We start from the raw sequence: 22,141 nt of genomic DNA, 5'->3' as shown, positions 1-22,141 counted from the left end.
CGAACCTTCGCACCAGAAGACGACGAAAAATCGTCCGAACCAAAACGATCAGGGAGATGAAGCCCATGCTGAATACCGCGACCAAGTCCGAAGCACCGGGCACCGAGCAAGAACTGACGGATGGCTTTCATCTCGTTATCGACGCGCTCAAGCTCAACGGCATCAACACTATCTATGGTGTGCCGGGCATCCCGATCACCGACCTCGGACGCATGATGCAGGCCGCGGGCATGCGCGTATTGTCGTTCCGTCACGAGCAGAACGCCGGCTACGCGGCCTCGATCGCCGGCTTTCTCACCAAAAAACCGGGCGTCTGCCTCACGGTCTCGGCGCCCGGCTTCCTCAACGGCCTCACTGCGCTGGCCCACGCCACCACCAACTGCTTCCCGATGATCCTGATCTCGGGTTCCTCCGAGCGCGAGATCGTCGACCTGCAGCAGGGCGACTATGAAGAGATGGACCAGCTTGCGATCGCCAAGCCGCTCTGCAAGGCAGCGTTCCGCGTGCTGCATGCCGCCGACATCGGTATCGGTCTTGCCCGCGCGATCCGCGCCGCGGTGTCGGGACGTCCGGGCGGCGTCTATCTCGACCTGCCGGCGAAGCTTTTCGGCCAGGTGATGGACGCCGGCGCCGGCGCGAAGTCGCTGGTGAAGGTGATCGACGCAGCCCCCGCCCAGATCCCTGCCCCGTCGGCCGTCAAGCGCGCGCTCGACGTGTTCAAGGGCGCCAAGCGCCCCCTCATTATTCTCGGCAAGGGCGCGGCTTACGCGCAGGCCGACAACGAGATCCGCGCCTTCGTCGAAAAGACCGGCGCACCGTTCCTGCAGATGAGCATGGCCAAGGGCCTGCTGCCCGATACGCACGCGCAGTCGGCCGGTGCGGCGCGCTCGACCGTGCTGAAGGACGCCGATGTCGTGATGCTGATCGGCGCCCGCCTCAACTGGCTGCTGTCGCACGGCAAGGGCAAGACCTGGGGCGATGCACCGAAGAAATTCATTCAGGTCGACATCGAGCCGAAGGAGATGGATTCCAATGTCGAGATCGCGGCCCCCGTGGTCGGCGATATCGGCTCCTGCGTGTCCGCTCTGCTCGAGGGCATGGGCGGCAACTGGCCGGCTGCGCCAGCCGACTGGGTCTCGACCGTCAACAAGAAGCGTGACGACAACGTCGCCAAGATGGCGCCGAAGCTGATGAGCAACGCTTCCCCGATGGATTATCACGGCGCGCTCGGCGCACTGCGCACCATCATCAAGGAGCGGCCGGACGCCATCCTTGTCAACGAAGGCGCCAACACGCTCGACCTCGCCCGCGGCGTCATCGATATGTACAAGCCGCGCAAGCGGCTCGACGTCGGCACCTGGGGCGTGATGGGCATCGGCATGGGCTATTCGATTGCGGCCGCGGTCGAAACCGGCAAGCCGGTGCTCGCGGTCGAAGGCGACTCGGCGTTCGGCTTCTCCGGCATGGAGATCGAGACCATCTGCCGCTACCAGCTTCCGGTCTGCATCGTCATCTTCAACAATGACGGCATCTACCGCGGCACCGACGTCAATACGGGCGGTTCGGATCCGGCGACGACGGTGTTCGTCAAGGGCTCGCGCTACGACAAGATGATGGAAGCCTTCGGCGGCGTCGGCATCAACGCCACTTCGCCCGACGAATTGAAGCGCGCCGTCAACGCGGCGATGGATTCCGGCAAGCCGACGCTGATCAACGCCGTGATCGATCCGGCGGCCGGCTCGGAGAGCGGCCGCATCGGCAACCTCAACCCGCAGAGCGTTCTGAAAAAGAAGTGAATTGATCAACCCATCGGCGTCATTCCCCGCGCAGGCGGGGATCCAGTAACTGCCGAACCATCGTGTGACGAAGGTGTGTCCGACTGAACCGACGGTGACTACTGGATGCCCGCCTCTGCGGGCATGACGGCAACAGATAGTAAGAGGAGAGAACATATGTCTAAGGCGCTCACGGGCGTTCGCATTCTCGATTTCACCCACGTCCAGTCGGGCCCGACCTGCACGCAATTGCTGGCGTGGTTCGGCGCCGACGTGATCAAGGTCGAGCGCCCCGGCGTCGGCGACATCACGCGCGGTCAGTTGCAGGACATTCCGAACGTGGACAGCCTGTATTTCACTATGCTGAACCACAACAAGCGTTCGATCACGCTCGACACCAAGAACCCGAAGGGCAAGGAAGTTCTCACCGCGCTGATCAAGAGCTGCGACGTGCTGGTGGAAAACTTCGGCCCCGGCGTGCTCGACCGCATGGGTTTTCCCTGGGAGAAGATCCACAGCATCAACCCGAAGATGATCGTGGCCTCGATCAAGGGCTTTGGCCCCGGCCCGTACGAAGACTGCAAGGTGTATGAGAACGTCGCGCAGTGCACCGGCGGCGCCGCCTCGACCACCGGCTTCCGCGACGGACTGCCGCTCGTCACCGGCGCGCAGATCGGCGACAGCGGCACCGGGTTGCATCTGGCGCTCGGCATCGTGACCGCGCTCTATCAGCGCACCCACTCGGGCAAGGGCCAGCGCGTCACTGCGGCGATGCAGGACGGCGTCTTGAATCTTGCACGCGTAAAACTGCGCGACCAGCAGCGCCTCGCCCATGGCCCGCTGAAGGAATACAGCCAGTATGGCGAAGGCATTCCGTTCGGCGATGCCGTGCCGCGGGCCGGCAACGATTCCGGCGGTGGTCAGCCCGGCCGCATCCTGAAGTGCAAGGGCTGGGAGACCGATCCGAACGCCTACATCTATTTCATCACCCAGGCTCCGGTCTGGGAGAAGATCTGCGACGTGATCGGCGAACCCGGCTGGAAGACCGATCCGAACTACGCCAAGCCCCCGGCCCGCCTGCCCCGGCTGAACGAGATCTTCGCCCGCATCGAACAGTGGACGATGACCAAGACCAAATTCGAGGCGATGGAGATCCTCAACAAGGACGACATCCCCTGTGGCCCGATCCTGTCGATGAAGGAACTGGCGGAAGACCAGTCGCTGCGTGCCACCGGCACGGTGGTTGAAGTCGATCATCCGACCCGCGGCAAGTATCTGTCGGTCGGCAATCCGATCAAGCTGTCGGACTCACCGAGCGAAGTGACCCGCTCTCCGCTGCTCGGCGAACACACCGACGAAATCCTGCGCCAGGTGCTCGGCTTCTCTGATCACCAGGTCGCCGAAATCCACGACTCCGGCGCGCTCGACCCGCCGCGCAAGCAGGCGGCCGAATAAGCAACCTGGGATTTCTGGAATACAAAGGCCGCCGGTTTCCGGTGGCCTTTTTTCATTCTGGAGTACCACTGCCCTCGACTCATTGCTGCAATGCAAATGTCCGATTGCTGCTATGCAAACAAAGTCGTTTCTGGTGGTATCTGGTATACATAAAATGTCCCCGTATCACGAAAGCGGAGATTCTCCGCCACTTCAGAAAGGGGACATCCATGTCCAAGACTGCATCCATCGGCCTCCTGCCCTCCAGCACCCTGTCCGGCCGCCTGATGGCTTCCATCGACCGCCTTCTGATTGCGAGCAGCCGCATTGCGGTTCGCAACGGCGACCTCCCCCCTTTCGGCCTCTGATGCTTCTACAGTAAGGGCTTTTTTGCGCGGCACCTCGCGAAACCCCACAGCGATCTACGGTTGCATTTTCGATCAACGGCCCCGGTTTCCGGGGCCGCTTTTGTTTTCCGCTCGCTGATTGCCTGTTTGGACGCCACCTGCGACAAATCGGCCCTATCTTCTAACGAAACCAAAAACCATTTGCATGGTGGCATATCATATACAACAATGCTCAAAACGCTCATACCAGAACAAGGGCGCATATCAGGGGGGAGCTAGGCCGTGCAGTCCGCAAGGGACAGCGAAGGCGATATCGCAAGGAACAGGCAGCGCGAGCGTGCCCTCCCCTCTTCTTGCGCTTCTCAGATTCACAATTGGCCGAAAGGAGCGGATGCCGCCCGATCAGGCCCCTCGTACAATTCGAACCTGCGGGAGTCGCGTTGAGGCAACCATTGCGGCGCGACGATCATGGGTGCATGAAGACCCGATCTTTTGATCGGGAATGAACTTAGTAAGCCGGCAAAGAACGGCGTAACCACAGTTCGACGGGAGTGAAGCAAATGAGGCGTTCTACACAACTTGCGTTAGGAACGATTGCAGCGCTGTGCGCAAGCAGCGCCACGGCTCCTGCAATTGCGGCGTGGGAACCGGTGCGGCCTGTCGAATTTATCGTTCCCGCCGGCACAGGCGGCGGCGCCGACCAGATGGCGCGCACGATCCAGGGCATTGTCACCAAGCACAATCTGATGAAGCAGCCGCTGGTCGTCATCAACAAGTCCGGCGGCGCCGGCGGCGAAGGTTTCCTCGACGTCAAGGGATCGGGCGGAAATCCGCACAAGATCATCATCACGCTGTCCAACCTCTTCACCACGCCGCTTGCCACCGGAATTCCGTTTAGCTGGAAAGATCTCACGCCGGTCGCGATGCTGGCATTGGATGAATTCGTGCTGTGGGTGAACGCCGACAAGCCGTACAAGACGGCGAAGGAGTACATCGACGCCGTGAAGGCCGCTCCCGCCGGCTCTATCAAGATGGGCGGCACCGGCTCGAAGCAGGAAGATCAGATCATCACTGTCGCCGTGGAAAAAGCCGTCGGCACCAAGTTCACCTACATTCCCTACAAGGGCGGCGGCGAAGTCGCCGTTCAACTCGTCGGCAACCACGTCGATTCGACCGTCAACAATCCGATCGAGGCAGTCGCGCAATGGCGCGGCGGCAAGCTGCGCCCCCTCTGCGTTTTTGACGCAAAGCCGATGGCCTATGACGAGCCGATCGCGGACGGCAAAGCCTGGAAGGACATTCCGACCTGCAAGTCGGCAGGTCTGGACATGGAATATCTGATGCTGCGCGGCATCTTCATGGCGCCCAGGGCCACCAAGGACCAGGTCGAGTATTATGTCGATCTGTTCAAGAAAATTCGCGCCACTCCTGAGTGGCAGGACTTCATGAAGAGCGGCGCCTTCAACACGACCTTCCTGACCGGCGCAGAATACGCCAAATGGGTCGAGGCCGAGGACAAGCGTCATCAAGTTCTGATGAAAGAGGCCGGTTTCCTCGCTCCGAGCAACTGACCGAGAAGCACTGATCGATTGGGGTAGCAACGCAGACGGCGGGCTCGGTTTCCGCGGGCTCGATTGCGCATGGAGTTTCGATGACAACAGGCAGTTCGAGCAACACCGGCCCGACCCACAAGCTCGTGGAAGCAGGCGTCACCCTACTGATCGCCCTGTTCGGAGTGATCGTGATCGCCGGCAGCCTCAAGGCGGGGATCAATTGGGGCGCTGAGGGCCCCCGCGCCGGGTTCTTCCCATTCTATATCGGGCTTTTCATCGTCGCTTCCAGCGCGATAAATCTGTGGCACGGGCTGCGCGAAGACAATGACGCCCTGTTCGCGGAGTGGGGACAGCTTCGCCAAGTGCTGAGTGTCGTCATTCCGACAGCCATCTATGTCGGGGCTATGCCATTCACTGGGCTCTACGTCGCTTCGATCATCTTCATCGCATGGTTCATGCGATGGCTGGGCAAATACCGCTGGCTTACCGTGCTGGCGGTGGCGTTCGGCATGCCCATTGTCACCTACTTCATTTTCGAACGCTGGTTCATGGTCCCGCTTCCCAAGGGGCCGGTTGAAGAGTGGCTCGATCTGTAACTTCGACGCTCAGTCAGGATTGGATTATCGGGATGGAAGAACTCGTCAATCTTTTTCACGGCTTTGCAGTCGCGCTGCAGCCGTTCAATATCATGGTGATGGTCCTCGGCATCGTGCTCGGCGTCATCATCGGCGTGCTCCCGGGACTGGGCGGCGCCAACGGCGTTGCCATCCTGTTGCCGCTGACATTCTCGATGCCGCCGACCTCGGCCATCATCATGCTGTCCTGCATTTACTGGGGCGCGTTGTTCGGCGGAGCCATCACCTCGATTCTCTTCAACATACCGGGCGAACCATGGTCGGTAGCCACCACGTTCGACGGCTATCCGATGGCGCAGCAGGGCAAGGCCGGCGAAGCACTGACGGCCGCCTTCACCTCCTCCTTCGTCGGCGCGCTGTTCGCAGTCGTCATGATCACGCTGGTCGCGCCGCTGGTCGCAGGTTTTGCACTGCAATTCGGGCCTGCGGAGAAATTCGCGGTCTATTTCCTGGCGTTCTGCAGCTTCGTCGGCCTCAGTAAGGAGCCACCGTTCAAGACCATCGCGGCCATGATGATCGGCTTTGCGCTTGCCGCTGTTGGACTCGATTCCATCACCGGCCAGCTGCGGCTGACATTCGGCTTCACCCCATTGCTGAACGGGTTCGACTTCCTCATCGCGGTGATTGGACTGTTCGGTATCGGCGAAATCCTGCTGACGATGGAAGAAGGGCTCGCCTTCCGCGGTGGAAAAGCCAAGATCAATCTGCGGGTCGTGCTGCAGACCTGGAAGGAATTGCCCAAATACTGGATGACCTCGTTGCGCTCCTGCTTCATCGGCTGCTGGATGGGCGTTACGCCGGCGGGCGCTACTCCGGCCTCGTTCATGAGCTACGGCATCGCCAAGCGCATGGCGAAGAACGGCAAGAACTTCGGCAAGGGCGAGATCGAAGGCGTGGTCGCGCCGGAAACCGCGGCCCACGCCGCGGGCACCTCCGCCCTGCTGCCGATGCTCTCGCTTGGCGTGCCCGGTTCGCCGACGGCCGCGGTGTTGCTCGGCGGCCTGTTGATCTGGGGCCTGCAACCCGGGCCGATGCTGTTTGTCGAACAGAAGGAGTTCGTCTGGGGCCTGATCGCCTCGATGTATCTCGGCAATATCGTCGGCCTGATTGTGGTGCTGACCTGCGTGCCGATCTTCGCGGCAATCCTGCGCGTGCCCTTCAGCATCATTGCACCGCTTATCCTAGTGCTCTGCGCGATCGGCGCCTATTCCGTGCACAGCAGCACGTTCGACGTCATGCTGATGCTGGTGTTCGGCGTGATCGGCTATCTGCTCAAGAAGTGCAACTATCCCCTCGCCCCGCTGGTGCTGGCAATCGTGCTCGGCGACAAGGCCGAAGAGGCCTTCCGCCAATCGCTTCTGGGATCCCAGGGATCGTTTGGGGTGTTCCTTTCCAATCCGCTGGTCAGCACGATCATGATCCTGGGATTGATCGCGCTGTTCTGGTCGCTCATTCAGGAAGGATATAGCCGCCTGCGATCTGCGGCGACCGCATGATTAAGCTGTAAGCGAAGCAATAGCTTAGATCACTCTCGACGAAAGGGCCGCGCAACTGCGCGGCCCTTTTGTTTTGTTGTGCAGCTTTTCACCGACGCGGGGAATTCTTAGAACACGCGCAATTTTCTCTTGTCTACTGGCATAACATATACCACAGTCGCGGCCGAGCTGTCGGGCAACGATAGAGCAGCAACGCTTTGGAGGAAAAATGACGGATACAGTGCACGGAGCAGCCCCCGTCGCGGAGGCTCGAGTGAGCGATGCCTATCGCTGGACTCAATTGGCGATCGGCGTCGCCGCAATGGTGATGATCGCGAACTACCAATATGGTTGGACGTTCTTCGTCCCCGACATCCAGCAGAAATTCGGATGGGACCGCGCCTCGATCCAATGGGCATTTACGCTGTTCGTGCTGTTCGAGACCTGGCTGGTGCCGGTCGAAGGATGGTTCGTCGATAAATACGGCCCGCGCCTCGTCGTCCTGATCGGCGGCATCCTCTGCGCCATCGGATGGGCGATCAACGCCCACGCGACCACGCTCAACGGCTTCTATCTAGGCATGATCATCGCAGGCATCGGCGCGGGTGGCGTGTACGGCACCTGCGTCGGCAACGCGCTGAAATGGTTTCCCGATAAGCGCGGCCTTGCGGCCGGCATCACCGCCGCCGGATTCGGCGCAGGCTCGGCGCTGACCGTTGCGCCGATCCAGGCCATGATCAAGGACTCCGGCTTCCAAACCACCTTCCTCTATTTCGGTCTCGGCCAAGGCATCATCATCGTCATTCTCGCCTTCCTGATGTTCTCGCCGAAAGCGGGACAGGTGCCGACGGTGCAGAACAGCAACGTGATCCAGACCCGGCGCAACTATCAACCCACCGAAGTGATCCGTCAGCCGATCTTCTGGCTGATGTATTTCATGTTCGTGATCGTCGGCGCCGGCGGATTGATGGTGACCGCCAACCTCAAGCCGATCGCCGTCGACTGGAAGGTCGACAGCGTGCCGGTGACGCTGATGGCGGTGACGATGACGGCGGTGACGTTCGCAGCCACCATCGATCGCGTCCTCAACGGCCTGACCCGTCCGTTCTTCGGCTGGATCTCCGACATGATCGGCCGCGAGAACACCATGTTCATCGCCTTCGGCATGGAGGGCATCGGCATCTGGGGCCTCTACATGCTGGGCCACGACCCGGTCTGGTTCGTGCTGCTGTCGGGCTTCGTGTTCTTTGCCTGGGGCGAGATCTATTCCCTCTTCCCGTCGACCTGCACCGACACGTTCGGCTCGAAGTTCGCCGCGACCAATGCCGGCCTGCTCTACACGGCAAAGGGCACCGCGGCGCTTTTGGTGCCGGTGGCGAACTACATGCAGCAGTCGTCGGGCACCTGGGACACCGTGTTCATCGTCGCGGCCGGCGCGAACATCCTGGCCTCGCTGCTGGCGATCGCGGTGCTAAAACCCTGGCGCAAGTCGGTGGTCGCCAAATCGCAGATTGCGGCCTGACCTCACTGCTCCACCGCACGAACAAGGCGCGCTCACCCTACGGGTGGGCGCGTTTTCTTTTGTCGACTAGAGCATGATGATTTTTGGTTAGATCGACTTGGCCGCAGACGCGCTTCACCTCTCCCGCTTGCGGGGGTCGAGACGAGCGAAGCTCGCTCTTAGGTCGGCGCGAAGCGCCGGGTGGGGGCTCTCTCCACTCGGGCAGTGTCGCCGCGGAGACACCCCCACCCCAACCCTCCCCCGCAAGCGGGAGAGGGAGCGCACCTTCTTCGTGGTCGCAATCAAACTCAATTTCATCATGCTTTTAGGTGGCGATCAGGAAGCTCTGGCATGCCTGACACCACCTGATACCGATAAATCCGAGCGCCCCTCTTCCTGGAATGTCACGGCACGCTCCAGAAACGTCAATAATACTGCCTATTTATCTCGATCTCGGGCGCGAGAATTCCACGTTACGCGTGTTGACAATTGGCATTATGTATACCAGACTTGACGCCAATAATTCACCCAAGGAGGTTGCCATGCAAGTCGGAGATATCCTGCGCAAGAAAGCCGCCCGTGTCGCAACGGTCCGCATGAACGAGACCGTCGCCATTGCCGCGCAACTGATGCGCTCGGGCAATATCAGCGCGCTGGTCGTCAAGGATGTCGTCCGCACCGAAGGCAACACGCCGGTCGGCATGTTCACCGAGCGCGACGTGGTTCGCGCGATTGCTGAACACGGTGCAGCCGGCGTGAACATGCGCGTTTCGCAGTTCATTTCGGTGCAGCAGCTCGTCTCCTGCACCTCGACGGATACGCTCGAGCATGTCCGTCACCTCATGAGCAAGCACCACATCCGCCACGTGCCGGTGATCGACAATTACAGCCTGATCGGCGTCATCAGCATTCGCGACATCACCACCGCGTTCGACGACGAAGCGACGCCCTTCAAGTTGGCCGCGTCGGCCTGACAGGTCGCTTCGAACCCCGCCGGCATTCTTTGGGGCACTCCCAGGGAAGACGGTATCGCACCGCAAAACTCGGCTTTAACTCCTGTCGCAAGAACAGGCGCTCGCAAATTTGCGCCGGAGTGGTGGCGCGCCGGAAAGCAACATCTGTGGGAGGGCGCATGGCGCGTGACATTCTGATCCTTGGAGCCTCGTATGGCTCATTGCTGGCGACAAAGCTTTTGATGGCGGGTCACAACGTGACCCTGGTTTGCCGAAACCAGACGGCAGAACTCATCAATCGCGACGGCACTGAAGTTCGCATCAAGCTGCGCGACGAGGCGGCCCACCGGCCGATCTTCTCGCGCGACCTGCCTGGGATCCTGGACGCGGTCGAGCCCGCCGACGTCGATCCTTCCTGTTACGATCTGGTTGGTCTTGCCATGCAGGAACCGCAATATACTAACCCTGCGGTCCAGGCTCTGATGATCAAAATCGCCGAGGCGAAGCTGCCTTGTCTTTCGATCATGAACATGCCGCCCTTGCCCTACCTCAAACGGATCCCGGCGCTTGCGAAAATGGAATTGGAGGAGGCCTATACCAACGCAGTGGTGTGGGAGCGCTTCCAGCCGGGGCTGGTGACGCTCTGCTCGCCCGATCCGCAGGCCTTCCGCCCGCCGGAAGAGGCCGCGAACGTGCTTCATGTCGGCCTGCCCACTAACTTCAAGGCTGCGTCATTTGCCGATGAGAAACATAACTTGCTGCTTCGGGAACTCGAAGCCGACATCGATGCGGTGAAGCTGGACGGCCAGGACGTTCCGGTGAAGCTCAAAGTGTTCGATTCGATGTTCGTCCCTCTGGCCAAATGGTCGATGCTGTTGACGGGGAATTACCGCTGCATCACGCCGCAGGAGCCGCAATCGATCCGCGATGCGGTGCACGGCGATATCGATCTCTCGCAGTCGATCTATGACCATGTCGATGCCATCGCCCAGCGTCTGGGCGCCGATCCCACGGATCAGGTCCCTTTCAAGAAATACGCCAAAGCGGCGGAAAGCCTTCTCAAGCCCTCGTCGGCGGCCCGGGCGGTCGCTGGTGGCTCGCCTTCCATCGAGCGCGTCGACCTGCTGGTGAAACTGATTTCGCATCAGCTTGGCGTACCCAATGCCGAAATCGACCGCACGGTCCAGATCGTCAATCAGAAACTGAATGAGAGCATCGCCGCCGTATTTCCTTAAAGCCACCACCAGTGTCCTGGCGCCGGGCGCCGTGACCGAACGTCACCTGAAACCTATGGCGTGAACCATTAATTCGGACTGATCGGCCGATGTGCGCTTGGCGCGCATTCCGGACCCAAGCCGGAAACCGCCCCGCTTCCGAAGAGTGCCACGAGCGGACGTACCGAAAGCTGTCTTAGCTCCGCTACGGCCCAAAAGGAGGCGACGTTGTGACCCTGTCGGACTACAGCAATGACGCCGCTGCCTCCTCGGCATCGTATGGAAAGATCCATGCCGCCGCCGACATCCAGCCTCGTATCCTTTCGGCCTGCTTCGATGGATCGTCGTCTGCGGATCGGTAGAACCGGCCGGCCAGGCGCGAGGCGGCTTGCACGCGGCTGGTCCGCTCCAATCTCAGATCCTGGTAAGCCTTCAATCGCGCCGGGATCTCGTCTCGTTTTGCGTGCTCGAGCAAAACAGCCAGCGCGAAGCCGTCCTCGATGGCTTGTCCGGCGCCTTGGCCGAAATGCGGCACCATTGGATGAGCGGCATCACCGAGAAGGGTGACGCACCCGCGCGACCAGTATGGCAATGGCGGCCGATCATAGATGCCCCAGCGAAACGTCTGGTCGAGCGCAGCGATCATACCTTGGACGGGCGCATCCCAGCCCTCATACGCGCCAGCGAGCGCTTTGATATCGCCCGTCGCGAACCAGGTTTCCTCCATGTCGCGCGTGCTCGGAACGAACGCGACGACGTTAATCAGGCGTCCCTGCGACACCGGGAAGCAGATGAAGCTGCGACCGTGTCCCATCCACATGTTCAGGCCACGCAATTCTGCGGCCCATGAGAGTTTCTGCGACTGCACGAGGCCTCTATAGGCCACGATGCCTTCGCTGGTCGGGCGCGCCGTCAGGCCTATTTCGCGCTGGACCATCGAATGAATGCCATCAGCCCCTATGACCAGATCCGCTACGCAAACGGCACCATTGGCAAAAGTCAGTCGCGCGCCGGTTTCCGTGTCATCGACGGCAATGCACCGGTACCCAAATCTGACCGTCCCTTTCACCACACCCAGCAGCATGTCGAGAAGCTCGACACGGTGAATCTGATAGCTCTGCATCGCGGGCGCCGCGGGCGGCCTCGGAACGGGCCTTCCCCGTGACGTTCGCAGCGTCAGTCCCTGGCTCCTTGTGGTAATCTTCCCGAGCGCGTCGCAAAGTCCGGTGCGTTTCAGCAAGGTCGCCGCATTCGGGGGAATGGATATGCCGGCGCCGGCCTCACGCGGGGACTCCGCCTCTTCGAAGACCGAAACGTTCATGCCCCGCGCGCGCAATGCGATTGCAGCGGCCAGGCCACCAATTCCCGCGCCAACGATCGCAACATCCAGCCTGTCGTTCATTGCCAATGGTCCGACCATCGAACGTCATCGTCTGTTTGGATCAGGGAGATGTCAGTCGCCGATGACCTCATCGAGCAACACCCATCTGGTCCCGTCGAAGCGAGCCATCCTGGCCTTTCGCCATCCAATCCGCTGCGCGGGGGTGATGTTGATCGTCACGCCCGGCAGGAACATCGACAGCTGCAAGTCGCGGACGTTGGTGGCCTGTCTGATCAGATTTTCGCGGGAAAGATCGTCGCCGCATTCCTTCAAGATCTCGACGATGATCTGCGCGGTCGCATACGGGAAGACGGCGTCGTCGAGCGGTTCGTTCGGCGCCCACTCCTTCATGAAGGCGCGATACGCCTTCATGCCTTCATCGGCGTCCCACATGGAATCTTCAGGCGACTTCAGCCAGACCGCCGTGACCGCGCCGGTCGAGGCCGCAAGCCCCGCCGGCGCGAGGACCGCCGAAATTCCGCTGACGCCGGACAGCAGGACATGCTGGACTTTCCAGCCGAGCTCGTGCGCCTTGCGGATGGCCTGTGCGGCGAACCGCGCGTTGGAGGCATGAAACAGCGTGTCGGCGCCGGAGGCCTTGAGCGCCACAATTTGTGAATCGATCGTCGGGTCCGTGATGTCGTAGGCAGCCTCACTTACGACCATCGCAGCGCGTGATCCGAGCGCCGCCTTGAAGCCCGCCAAATTGCCCTTTCCGAGGTCGTCATTCTGATAGATGACCGCGATCTTCGCGTCGGGCTTGTTTCGCAGCAGATACTCCGTATAGATCCGGGTCTCGACGGGCTGTGGCATCATGAACGTGGTCGTCCATGGCAGATTGTCGGGGTCGTCGAGCTTCGGGGTGCTGGCAAGCAGCAGGATCTGCGGAACCTGCTTGCTGTTGAGATACTTCGCTACGGCAAGATTGGTCGGAGTGCCGACCGATCCAACGATCGCAAGCACGCCCTCGCCTTCCACCAGCTTGCGCGTCTGCTCCACCGTCTTCGGCGGCGCAAAGGCGTCGTCGAGCGAAATGAGCTTCACTTGGCGGCCATTGATGCCGCCGGCCGCGTTGATCATTCTGAGATAGGCGGCTTCGATCCGGCCGAAACGGCTCAGCGACGAGATCGGCCCGCTATAGGGAACTGTCTGGCCAATCCTGATCTCGGCATCGGTGACGCCAGGACCGTATCTCTTGTCAGCCCCGGCAACCGGCGAAAGGGTGATGACCGAGAGACTTAGCGCAGCAAGGATCGCCGGACGGATCATGGAGACTGCCTCCTCTTGGTTCGCTTTTGCCGGTTCGCTCGTTGCGACCGTTTCGCTATCCCGCATCGCAGGATGATGCTGTACAATCGGCGCTGCGTCCCGAAACTTCCCCGAAATTTTCCGAACGCGAGCATCACGAGGTGTCCTTGCTCAAGTCATCACAGCATTCGATTGTTGTCGGCGACCGGACGGTGGACTTGGCGCGTGAACTGTTGCTCGACAGAGACGGCAACGTTGTCCCGCTCCGTCCTCGCGCCTGGCTGGTGCTCCAGCTGCTTGCCGCACAGGCCGGACGGCTGGTCAGCAAGGACGAGATCCTGGATGCGGTCTGGTCGGACTGTGAGGTGACGGAAGACTCCCTCGTCCAGGCCATTGGCGACATCAGGCGCGCCCTGGGAATGGCGGGGCGAGTAGCCCTGAGAACCCTGCCCCGCCGCGGCTACATGCTCGCCGTGGATGGAGAGCCAGTCGACAGCACGCTGCTATCGGCCGTTGCGCCCTCGACACCCTCCGACGTCGGAGACGTATCAGCTTCATCCGCGATGCCGCATCTGTCCATCGTCGTTCTGCCGTTCACGAGTCTCGGCGGCGATCCCGCGCAGGACTATTTCGTCGATGGCGTGACCGAAAGCCTCACTACGGACCTCTCGCGCATCGCCGGCTCCTTTGTCATCGCGCGCAACACCGCGTTCACGTTCAAGGGAAAAGCCATCGACGTCAGGCAGATCGGCCGCGAGCTTAATGTACGCTATGTGCTGGAAGGGTCGGTGCAGCGCGGCGACAATCGTTTTCGCTTGAATGCTCAGTTGACCGAAACCGAGACCGGAAGTCATGTCTGGGCCGAGCGCTTCGACAAACCGGCCGCTGACCTGTTGGACATGCAGGATGAGATCGTATCCCGGCTCGCCAATACCCTGAATGCGGAGCTCATCAAGGCCGAAGCGCGACGCGCGGAACGGTCGCCACGCCCGGACGCGATGGATTTGTACTTTCAGGGCAGAGCTTTCATCAACAAGGGCGTTACGCCGGCGTTCATGGCGCAAGCGCGAGACTTCTTCGTGCGTGCCCTTGCTCTTGATCCCGGCAATGTCGAAGCCGCGGTCGCCGCGGCCCAGATCGACGTGTCCATGGGCTCAGCCTTCCTGAGCGATGACGCATCCGTACACTTTGATGCCGCAGAGAGTGCGTTGAAAAGCGCGCTATTCATTGCGCCCAATCATCCCAGGGCCCACATGCTGCTTGGTGCGGTTCTGCTGCAGACGAACCGCACGGCTCAAGGTATCACCGAATGTCAGCAGTCGCTGATGCTGGATAGGAATCTGGCCGATGCCCATGGATTCATCGGGCTTGGCAAATATCAATTGGGTCACGGCGAGGAAGTCGAGGGACATATCCAGGAGGCGCTTCGGCTTTCTCCGCGTGATACGCGCACCTACCTGTGGTTCATGTTTGTCGGGATGGGCAAGCTGACCAGCAACGCGGAGCACGAGGCAATCGACTGGTTTCGCCGGAGCCTCCAGGCCAACCGGAATCACGCGCTCTCACATTTTCAATTCGCAGCCGCGTTGGCGCTGGTGGGAGACCTGAAAGAGGCGCGATCTGTCGCCGCGGCCGGACTCGCGCTCGATCCCAGCTTCACGATCCGCCGCTACCGCATCAACGCCAAAGGCGACAACCCGGCCTATCTCGCCAAACGCGAATGCTTCTACGAGGGAATGCGTTTGGCCGGCCTGCCGGAGGGGTAATGTCAGCCTCGGGATATGAAAGGATGCGCCGTGGATAGCCAAATATCCGCTATGGCCCAACGTCGGACTCGTGCACCGCAGCAAATGTCGTCGCATGATCTGGTATCCCATCGCTTTCTGGCATGATCTTTACGGTGATCGATGATCCGGCTGCCGGATGAGCCCGAGCTTTTCGAGAACGGCCTTTGTGGAACCTAACGGAACATTAGACGTTCTGTTTCGCGGAAATGAGCAGCGCCGTCGCCCCGGCGCAGCAAGCGCAGACGCCGAGGCGCTGCGCCGCGCTGGTCGGAGGAAAGCTCATGAGACTCACCCTTTCGGTTATCAAGGCTGACATAGGCTCCGTTGGCGGCCACACGAAACCGTCTACACGCATGATGGCGGCTGTCGAGGGCGAGGTCGCGAAGGCGATCTGCGATGGCCTGCTGATCGACGCTTTCGTCTGCCACACCGGCGACGACATTGCGATCATCATGACGCACACACGGGGCGAAGGGAGCTCCGAGGTGCATCAACTTGCCTGGAAGGCGTTCCTCGCGGCCACCTCGGTCGCGAAAACCTCCGGGCTTTATGGCGCCGGCCAGGATCTTCTCGTCGACGCACCGTCCGGAAACGTTCGTGGCGCCGGCCCGGGCGTCGCCGAGCTCAGCTTCGACCACAGCCTCTCGGGCTCAAGACCTGCGGAGTCCTTCATGGTGTTCGCCGCCGACAAATGCGGCCCCGGCGCCTACAACCTGCCGCTCTACCTCGCCTTTGCCGATCCCATGTATTGCGCCGGGCTGATGCTGCCCCCGATGATCAAGGGATTCCGTTTCCATGTCATCGACATGGACAACACGGCCGGCGACAGCGTGATCGAACTCGACGCGCCCGCGGATGGCTACCACATTGCCGCGCTGCTCCGCGACAACGAGCGCTTTGGCATTGATCGCATCGTTTCCCGGACCCATGGCGAGGTCGCCGTCGCCGTTTCGGCGCAGCGTCTTCACGCGATCGCAGGCAAGTACACCGGCAAGGACGATCCGGTCGCGATCGTCAGGAACCAGGGGATTTTCCCGGCGCCTGAAGAAATCGTCTCGCCGTTCGCGAAGGCGCATTTCGTGGGCGGCGATGCGCGCGGCTCGCACGTGATGCCGCTTATGCCTGTGCCAATTAACACACCGGTGACAGGCATGTACTGCCTGCCGATCATTTCCTGCACCGGCTTCTCGATCGACAAGGACGGCCGCTTTTCGGAGTCCTTTACCGATTTCTTCGACAATCCGGCGTGGGACGAGGTCCGCCGACGCGCCCAGCGCAAGGCCATCGAGATGCGCAGCCAGGGTTGGTCCGGCGCCGCGATGCTGCCCTATTCCGAGCTGGAGTATGGTGGCTTCCGCGACACCGTGTCCTCACTGCTGAAGCGCTTTCAGGTGCGCAAGGAGCGCAAGCCGGAAGCGGCCGAGTAAGGGACCGCCTGCGAGGTGGGTATGGCAAAAAGGCGCATCGGCATCCTCACGGGCGGCGGCGACGTTCCCGGTCTTAACGCCGTCATCAAGAGCGTGACCTACCGCGGCAGCGAGAACGACATCGAGGTCGTCGGCCTCCGCCGTGGTTGGGAGGCGCTCACGCACGTGAACCTCGACGACCCGGCCAGCAGGTCCCACTACATCATCCCGCTGAACCGTGACAACACGCGCACCATAGACCGGAGCGGCGGCACCGTGCTGCACTCAAGCCGCACCAATCCATCCAAGATGAAGAAGCTGCCGGCTCACCTCGTCGGCAACGATTTTCCGGTCTCGCTCAGCACAAAGGGCGGCATCGCAACCAGGACGTGGGACGTCACCGGCCAGGTGCTGGCTAATCTCTCGGGGCTCGGCATCGAGCACCTGATCGCCATCGGCGGCGACGACACCCTCAGTTACGCAGCCAAGCTCAATGACCTCGGCGTCAAGATCATCGCCATCCCGAAGACCATGGACAACGACGTCCGCAACACCGAGTACTGCATCGGCTTCTCGACCGCGATCACCCGTGCCAGCGACGCCATCCAGCGGCAGCGCACCACTGTCGGTTCGCACGAGCGAATCGGCATCTTCCGCGTCTTTGGCCGCGATGCCGGATTTACCGCGCTCTACACCGCGTACGCCACCTCGATACGGTGCGTCATACCGGAGTACAAGTTCGATCTCGACAAGCTGATCCAGTTGCTCGTCGAGGAGAAGCGCGCCAACCCGAGCAACTACGCCCTCGTCGTGCTCAGCGAGGGCGCCGCGTGGGAAGGCTACGAGGTGCAGGAATACGGCGAGCCCGATGCCTACGGCCATCGCAAGAAGGCAAGCGTGGCGGAATCGTTCGCCGACGAGATCAAGCGGCGAGCCGGCGAGGAGACGATCACATCTGACCTCACCTACGATCTGCGATCTGGCAATCCGGACTTCATGGACAAGCTCGTGGCCCTGACTTTCGGTAACATGGCCTACGATGCCATCCTGGAAGGCAAGACCGGCCTCATGTCAGCGCTGGTGGAGGGGCGCTACGACCTCGTGCCCATCCCTGACGCCAAGCTCGGGCCGCGCAAATTGGACGTCGCCAGCACGTACAACACGGAGCGCTACCGCCCCATCTACGGCAATAAGCGAGGGCTGCCGATCTTTCTCAACCGCGCGTGAGTCGGGGGCTGCCTGTTGCAGCCGCCCCCCAAGCCGGTTCAGGCGCGCAGCCGCCGAATGTGCCAATGGGCTCGGAAGCGGTGTGGAACCGGGAGGCGTCGCGATCGGGCGCTGGGGGCCTCCGTATTGAAACAAAAATTGATCGGATAACCCAAAAAAGCGGGGATATCTCCTAAAAGGCGGCTTGATTTCTTGCTTCTTTTTCCCCGCTGGACGGCATTTCTTTGATGGGGAAAGAAGAGATGACTGATCAACAATTGGCTCTTCAGGCAATTAACGAAGCGCAACTCATACTGGAAGAATACCTTCGGCCCCGGCCGCAGAACAATGAAGATATCCTCGACAAGCTGGTGGAAATTCTCGAACGCCCCGATCTGGTAGTTGCTGTGAGCCGCTTGCAGCAACAGAGCAATCTCTCCGTGCGCAAATGAGCAAACTTCCATCAATCGTCTTGGCCGCGTGGATTGCCACGCTCTTACCAGTTGGGACGTCAAATGCGCAGGCCAAACAACAATGCAGCGCCGCAGCGCCATCAAATCCGCACGGGCGTTGGTGGTCCTATCGCCTTATCGACGGAAGAAAGTGCTGGTACGAAGGCAAGCCCATGCTTTCGAAATCGTTGTTGGAATGGCCCAAGGGGGCATTCGCGCAACCCGTTTCCAACAGAGAAGAAGTTCAAAGCGTTGTCAGAGAGAAGCCTGGCGATCCATTAGACGCGCAAGCCCGGGCATTGAAAGACTCTGATACTTTCGAAGCGCGATGGCTCGAAAGGGTGAAAATGCAATAGGCGTTGCCCAAAGGAAAGTCTCGAAGCGCCAGCATCGCTCCTGTGCGGCACAGACCATCAATTTTGGGAGATCGCGAAGAACTCTTGTTTTCCAACCAGGCGCAATGCGGAAACCTGCAATGCGAACGGCCGCAGATTTCAATCTCTATTACGCAACTCCTGACCCCTGGCACATTTCCCACGCGCGATTCAGGGATAAGGTCTTGCGCCGACGCCTGAAGCCATTCATCCGGAACAAATCCGTTCTTGAACTCGGTTGTGGCGAAGGCCACCTGACGAGCGCAATTTTCAGCAAAGCACGATCGGTGATGGGTATCGACATAAGCGATGTAGCCATTGCCCGCGCTAAATCTCTGAACCTGCCAAATGCCAGATTCGAAAGCGCTGATTTCTTACAAGCATCATTCGAAGGTTACGACGTGATCGCGGCCCTCGAATGCGTCTACTATCTGTCCTTTGAAGAGCGGGGAGCGTTTTTTGAGAAAGTTGCCAAAGAACACCCTGGCAAGATACTTTTGCTTTCGGGTCCAATTGTGGACTACAGAAGACACTTCAGTCATAAGCGATTGATGTACGAGTTTACGACTTTGGGGTTCACTCCCCTCAAATTTTATAACCTGTCGGTTTATTGGTATCCGCCCTCATCCAGAATTATCGCTGGCCTGATCAAGCTGCCACTTGGACACACCTTGCTTGATTGGATACCGGAGTCGATGATCTACCAAAGACTGTACGCACTTCGAGCACCCAAACGCGGCTGACTCCGATATCGCCAGTTCGAATTTTGTCCGCTGTTTGAGCAACCGTGCCGGTTCTTAGCGGTGAAAGCCCGGCGGGTCTTCCGATGCAACAACGACTACGCGACGACCGGCAACGACTTAAGGCCACGAACGACCGGCGCCGCGCGCCACTGCAGTTCGTGGGCAGGCTTGGCGAGGCTCAACTTGGGCAGGCGCCTCAGCAGGCAACCGAACGCAATCTGGGCCTCCATCTTAGCCAGATGCGAGCCGGCGCAAAAGTGAACGCCATCTCCAAACGCAAGGTGCGGATTGGGCTTGCGGGCTACGTCCAGCCGATCGGGCTCCGCGAATTTCTGCGCATCCCGGTTGGCGGAGGCAATGACGGGGAAAATGACATCGCCGCGCCTGATCGTACTGCCGTGCAGGTCGATGTCCTGGGCCGCATATCGCTCCGTTGCGGTCTCAACGGGTGCCGTGAAGCGCAACAACTCCTCGACCGCAGGCCCAAGCAGCGAAAAATCTCCGAGCAGGCGCTCTTTCTCGCGCGGATTCTCCATCAGCGCCAGCATTCCCGAACCAATGAGATTCACGGTCGTCTCGTGGCCGGCGATGATCAGGAGTACCAGCATGGCGATGAGCTCGTTCTCGCTCAGCCGGTCGCCCCCCTCTTCCACGGCGATTAGCGCGGAGATGAGATCATCCTTCGGGGTGCGCCGGCGCGTGGCAACGAGACGTCGCAAATATCGCATTAATGCAAAGATCGAGGGCAGCGAGAGCGCCATGCGAAATTCCGACCGCGCTCCGAGAAAAACATTGGTCCACTTCCGAAAGCGCGGCCGGGCCTCTTCGGGCAGGCCCAGCAACTCCGAGATCACGGTCAACGGAAGCGGAAGGGCGAAATCCTCGATAAGGTCGGGCTTCGACTTTGCGCGCATCCGGTCGACGAGATCCTCAGCCAGGACTTCGGTGCGATTTCGTAACTGCTCGATGCGTGCACGACTAAACGCCTTGTTGATGAGGGCCCGCAGCCTTCGATGTGCGGGATCGTCCAGGTCCAACATGTTCTCCGAAAGTGTCCTGAGGCTCGCTGGTGTCCACCACGGCATGGACTTGGGCGAGCGCAAGCCGGCATTGCTCGCGTTTTTGACGAACCTGTCGCTGTCCTGGAGACACAGGACCACGTCATCGTAGCGCGTAATCAGCCACGCCCGCTTCAGGACCGGTACGCCAACCTCGAAGACCGGCGCCTCGCTGCGAAGAAAGGCATAGAACGGAAACGGATCACGCTTGTGTTCGGCTGAGTAGATGTCGACCTTGCGGGGATCATTCATGGATAGCACCTCGGATGAAAACCACAGCAGCAATGTGTTGCGTCGCAATGTCCGTTTAGTCCAACGACGGTACGGGTCAAAAGCAACGATCTTGGCATGTCCGCAACACGTCCGGTTAGCAGGTGATCCCCGGAAATACCGGCCCTCTACGGAATAATCCGCACTGCGGAACAAGCCCCAACTTTTGCATGATGGCTTTGCCCTGAGCATCGCCCGCCGCGGTAGACTTTTGCAGGGGGTGACGGCATCCTGCCCATCGAAATCTCACAACATGACGTGCGGGCCTTCGTGGCTATGCCGGGGAAACACAGAGGGCAGATATGATCAAGACGCGATTCACCGAGCTCGTTGGCGTCGAGCACCCGATCGTCCAGGGCGGCATGCAATGGGTCGGCCGCGCCGAGCTGGTCGCCGCCGTCGCCAATGCCGGTGCGCTCGGGCTGATCACCGCGCTGACGCAGCCGACGCCGGAGGACCTGACAAAGGAAATCGCGCGCTGCCGCGGCATGACCGACAAGCCGTTCGGCGTCAACCTCACCATCCTCCCCGCCATCAAGCCGCCGCCTTACGCGGAATACCGCCAGGCCATCATCGAGGCCGGCATCAAGATCGTCGAGACCGCCGGCAACAAGCCGCAGGAGCACGTCGCTGAGTTCAAGAAGCACGGCATCAAGATCATCCACAAATGCACCAGCGTCCGCCACGCGCTGTCGGCGGAACGTATGGGCGTCGATGCGATCTCGATCGACGGTTTTGAGTGCGCCGGCCATCCCGGCGAGGACGACACGCCTGGCCTGATCCTGATCCCCGCCGCCGCCGACAAGGTGAAAATTCCGATGATCGCCTCCGGCGGTTTCGGCGACGGCCGCGGCCTGGTCGCCGCGCTGGCGCTCGGCGCCGAAGGCATCAACATGGGCACACGCTTCATGTGCACCAAGGAAAGCCCGATCCATCAGCTCGTGAAGGAGCGCATCGTCGCCAATGACGAGCGCGAGACCGAATTGATCTTCCGCACCATGCGCAACACCTCGCGCGTCGCCAAGAATGCGATCTCGACCAAGGTCGTGCAGATGGAGAAGGAAGGCGCGAAATTCGAGGACGTCCGCGAACTCGTCGCCGGTGCCCGCGGCAAGATGGTCTACGCGTCAGGCGACGCCGACGAGGGCATCTGGTCGGCCGGCCAGGTGCAGGGCCTGATCCACGACATTCCGACCTGCGCCGAACTGGTGTCGCGCATCATGCGCGAGGCGGAAGCAATCATCCGCAGCCGGTTCGAAGGCATGTTGTCGGGCGCCCAGCGGCAGGCCGCAGAATAAAAGCGGTCTCCGCCAACAACGAGAAGAGCCC

The 22,141-nt window shown here is 60.8% G+C and carries 19 protein-coding genes; 16 read left to right on the top strand and 3 right to left on the bottom strand.

The annotated features are described in order from the left end of the window. The first annotated feature begins 65 nt into the window (after nucleotides 1-65). The 9 genes from oxc (at nucleotide 66) to IVA95_RS31060 (ending at nucleotide 10,908) form a co-directional block, all read left to right on the top strand. Complete coding sequence (oxc, locus tag IVA95_RS31100) at nucleotides 66-1,796, top strand: oxalyl-CoA decarboxylase (RefSeq protein ID WP_065748613.1); 1,731 nt, start codon at nucleotides 66-68, stop codon at nucleotides 1,794-1,796. Nucleotides 1,797-1,952: 156 nt separating this feature from the next. Beyond that, a complete protein-coding gene (gene frc, locus IVA95_RS31095) occupies nucleotides 1,953-3,230 on the top strand; it encodes a formyl-CoA transferase (protein WP_247513966.1) in 1,278 nt (425 codons plus the stop codon). 209 nt (nucleotides 3,231-3,439) lie between these two features. Further along, nucleotides 3,440-3,577: a hypothetical protein gene (locus IVA95_RS31090; protein WP_247513965.1), complete on the top strand. Its 138-nt coding sequence runs from the start codon at nucleotides 3,440-3,442 to the stop codon at nucleotides 3,575-3,577. Nucleotides 3,578-4,116: 539 nt separating this feature from the next. Next, a complete protein-coding gene (locus IVA95_RS31085) occupies nucleotides 4,117-5,127 on the top strand; it encodes a tripartite tricarboxylate transporter substrate-binding protein (RefSeq protein WP_247513964.1) in 1,011 nt (336 codons plus the stop codon). 80 nt (nucleotides 5,128-5,207) lie between these two features. Beyond that, nucleotides 5,208-5,705, top strand: coding sequence for a tripartite tricarboxylate transporter TctB family protein (locus tag IVA95_RS31080; RefSeq protein ID WP_247513963.1), 498 nt, complete (start codon nucleotides 5,208-5,210; stop codon nucleotides 5,703-5,705). Between the two features lie 32 nt (nucleotides 5,706-5,737). Next, nucleotides 5,738-7,240 (top strand): tripartite tricarboxylate transporter permease, encoded by a 1,503-nt coding sequence (locus IVA95_RS31075; protein WP_213251820.1) that lies wholly within the window; start codon nucleotides 5,738-5,740, stop codon nucleotides 7,238-7,240. A 208-nt stretch (nucleotides 7,241-7,448) separates the two neighbouring features. Continuing rightward, on the top strand, nucleotides 7,449-8,741 hold the full coding sequence (oxlT, locus tag IVA95_RS31070) for an oxalate/formate MFS antiporter (RefSeq protein WP_247513962.1): 1,293 nt from the start codon (nucleotides 7,449-7,451) through the stop codon (nucleotides 8,739-8,741). Nucleotides 8,742-9,262: 521 nt separating this feature from the next. Continuing rightward, nucleotides 9,263-9,694, top strand: coding sequence for a CBS domain-containing protein (locus IVA95_RS31065; protein ID WP_247513961.1), 432 nt, complete (start codon nucleotides 9,263-9,265; stop codon nucleotides 9,692-9,694). 158 nt (nucleotides 9,695-9,852) lie between these two features. Beyond that, nucleotides 9,853-10,908: a 2-dehydropantoate 2-reductase gene (locus IVA95_RS31060; protein ID WP_247513960.1), complete on the top strand. Its 1,056-nt coding sequence runs from the start codon at nucleotides 9,853-9,855 to the stop codon at nucleotides 10,906-10,908. Between the two features lie 223 nt (nucleotides 10,909-11,131). Here the strand turns inward: IVA95_RS31060 and IVA95_RS31055 are convergent, their stop codons facing one another. Continuing rightward, on the bottom strand, nucleotides 11,132-12,289 hold the full coding sequence (locus IVA95_RS31055; RefSeq protein ID WP_247513959.1) for an FAD-dependent monooxygenase: 1,158 nt from the start codon (nucleotides 12,287-12,289) through the stop codon (nucleotides 11,132-11,134). A 51-nt stretch (nucleotides 12,290-12,340) separates the two neighbouring features. Further along, a complete protein-coding gene (locus IVA95_RS31050) occupies nucleotides 12,341-13,537 on the bottom strand; it encodes an ABC transporter substrate-binding protein (RefSeq protein ID WP_247513958.1) in 1,197 nt (398 codons plus the stop codon). Nucleotides 13,538-14,157: 620 nt separating this feature from the next. On the opposite strand from IVA95_RS31050, the gene IVA95_RS31045 reads away from it, so the two are divergent. The 6 genes from IVA95_RS31045 to IVA95_RS31020 all read left to right on the top strand — a co-directional run bounded on the left by IVA95_RS31045 (nucleotide 14,158) and on the right by IVA95_RS31020 (nucleotide 19,484). Further along, nucleotides 14,158-15,282 carry an adenylate cyclase gene (locus tag IVA95_RS31045; RefSeq protein ID WP_247513957.1) on the top strand — a complete coding sequence of 375 codons (1,125 nt, stop codon included), beginning with the start codon at nucleotides 14,158-14,160 and terminating at the stop codon, nucleotides 15,280-15,282. 302 nt (nucleotides 15,283-15,584) lie between these two features. Beyond that, entirely contained in the window at nucleotides 15,585-16,730 is a 1,146-nt protein-coding gene (locus tag IVA95_RS31040; RefSeq protein ID WP_247513956.1) for a fructose-1,6-bisphosphatase, read from the top strand. 21 nt (nucleotides 16,731-16,751) lie between these two features. Continuing rightward, nucleotides 16,752-17,936, top strand: a complete 1,185-nt coding sequence (locus IVA95_RS31035) for a 6-phosphofructokinase (RefSeq protein WP_247513955.1) — start codon at nucleotides 16,752-16,754, stop codon at nucleotides 17,934-17,936. 242 nt (nucleotides 17,937-18,178) lie between these two features. Next, nucleotides 18,179-18,367 (top strand): hypothetical protein, encoded by a 189-nt coding sequence (locus IVA95_RS31030; RefSeq protein ID WP_247513954.1) that lies wholly within the window; start codon nucleotides 18,179-18,181, stop codon nucleotides 18,365-18,367. Further along, complete coding sequence (locus IVA95_RS31025; RefSeq protein ID WP_247513953.1) at nucleotides 18,364-18,723, top strand: hypothetical protein; 360 nt, start codon at nucleotides 18,364-18,366, stop codon at nucleotides 18,721-18,723. The genes IVA95_RS31030 and IVA95_RS31025 overlap by 4 nt, the downstream gene beginning before the upstream one ends. Nucleotides 18,724-18,842: 119 nt before the next feature. After that, nucleotides 18,843-19,484, top strand: a complete 642-nt coding sequence (locus IVA95_RS31020) for a class I SAM-dependent methyltransferase (RefSeq protein WP_247513952.1) — start codon at nucleotides 18,843-18,845, stop codon at nucleotides 19,482-19,484. A gap of 95 nt (nucleotides 19,485-19,579) precedes the next feature. On the opposite strand, the gene IVA95_RS31015 is transcribed toward IVA95_RS31020, so the two are convergent. Beyond that, the gene (locus IVA95_RS31015; RefSeq protein WP_247513951.1) at nucleotides 19,580-20,968 is read right to left on the bottom strand and encodes a cytochrome P450; all 1,389 of its coding nucleotides are present in this window, start codon (nucleotides 20,966-20,968) and stop codon (nucleotides 19,580-19,582) included. Nucleotides 20,969-21,114: 146 nt separating this feature from the next. On the opposite strand from IVA95_RS31015, the gene IVA95_RS31010 reads away from it, so the two are divergent. Continuing rightward, nucleotides 21,115-22,110: a nitronate monooxygenase family protein gene (locus tag IVA95_RS31010; RefSeq protein ID WP_247513950.1), complete on the top strand. Its 996-nt coding sequence runs from the start codon at nucleotides 21,115-21,117 to the stop codon at nucleotides 22,108-22,110. Nucleotides 22,111-22,141: the final 31 nt, after the last annotated feature.

The organism is Bradyrhizobium sp. 157 (assembly GCF_023073815.1).
Lineage (GTDB): Bacteria > Pseudomonadota > Alphaproteobacteria > Rhizobiales > Xanthobacteraceae > Bradyrhizobium.
This window is presented reverse-complemented; position numbering and strand designations above follow the sequence as displayed.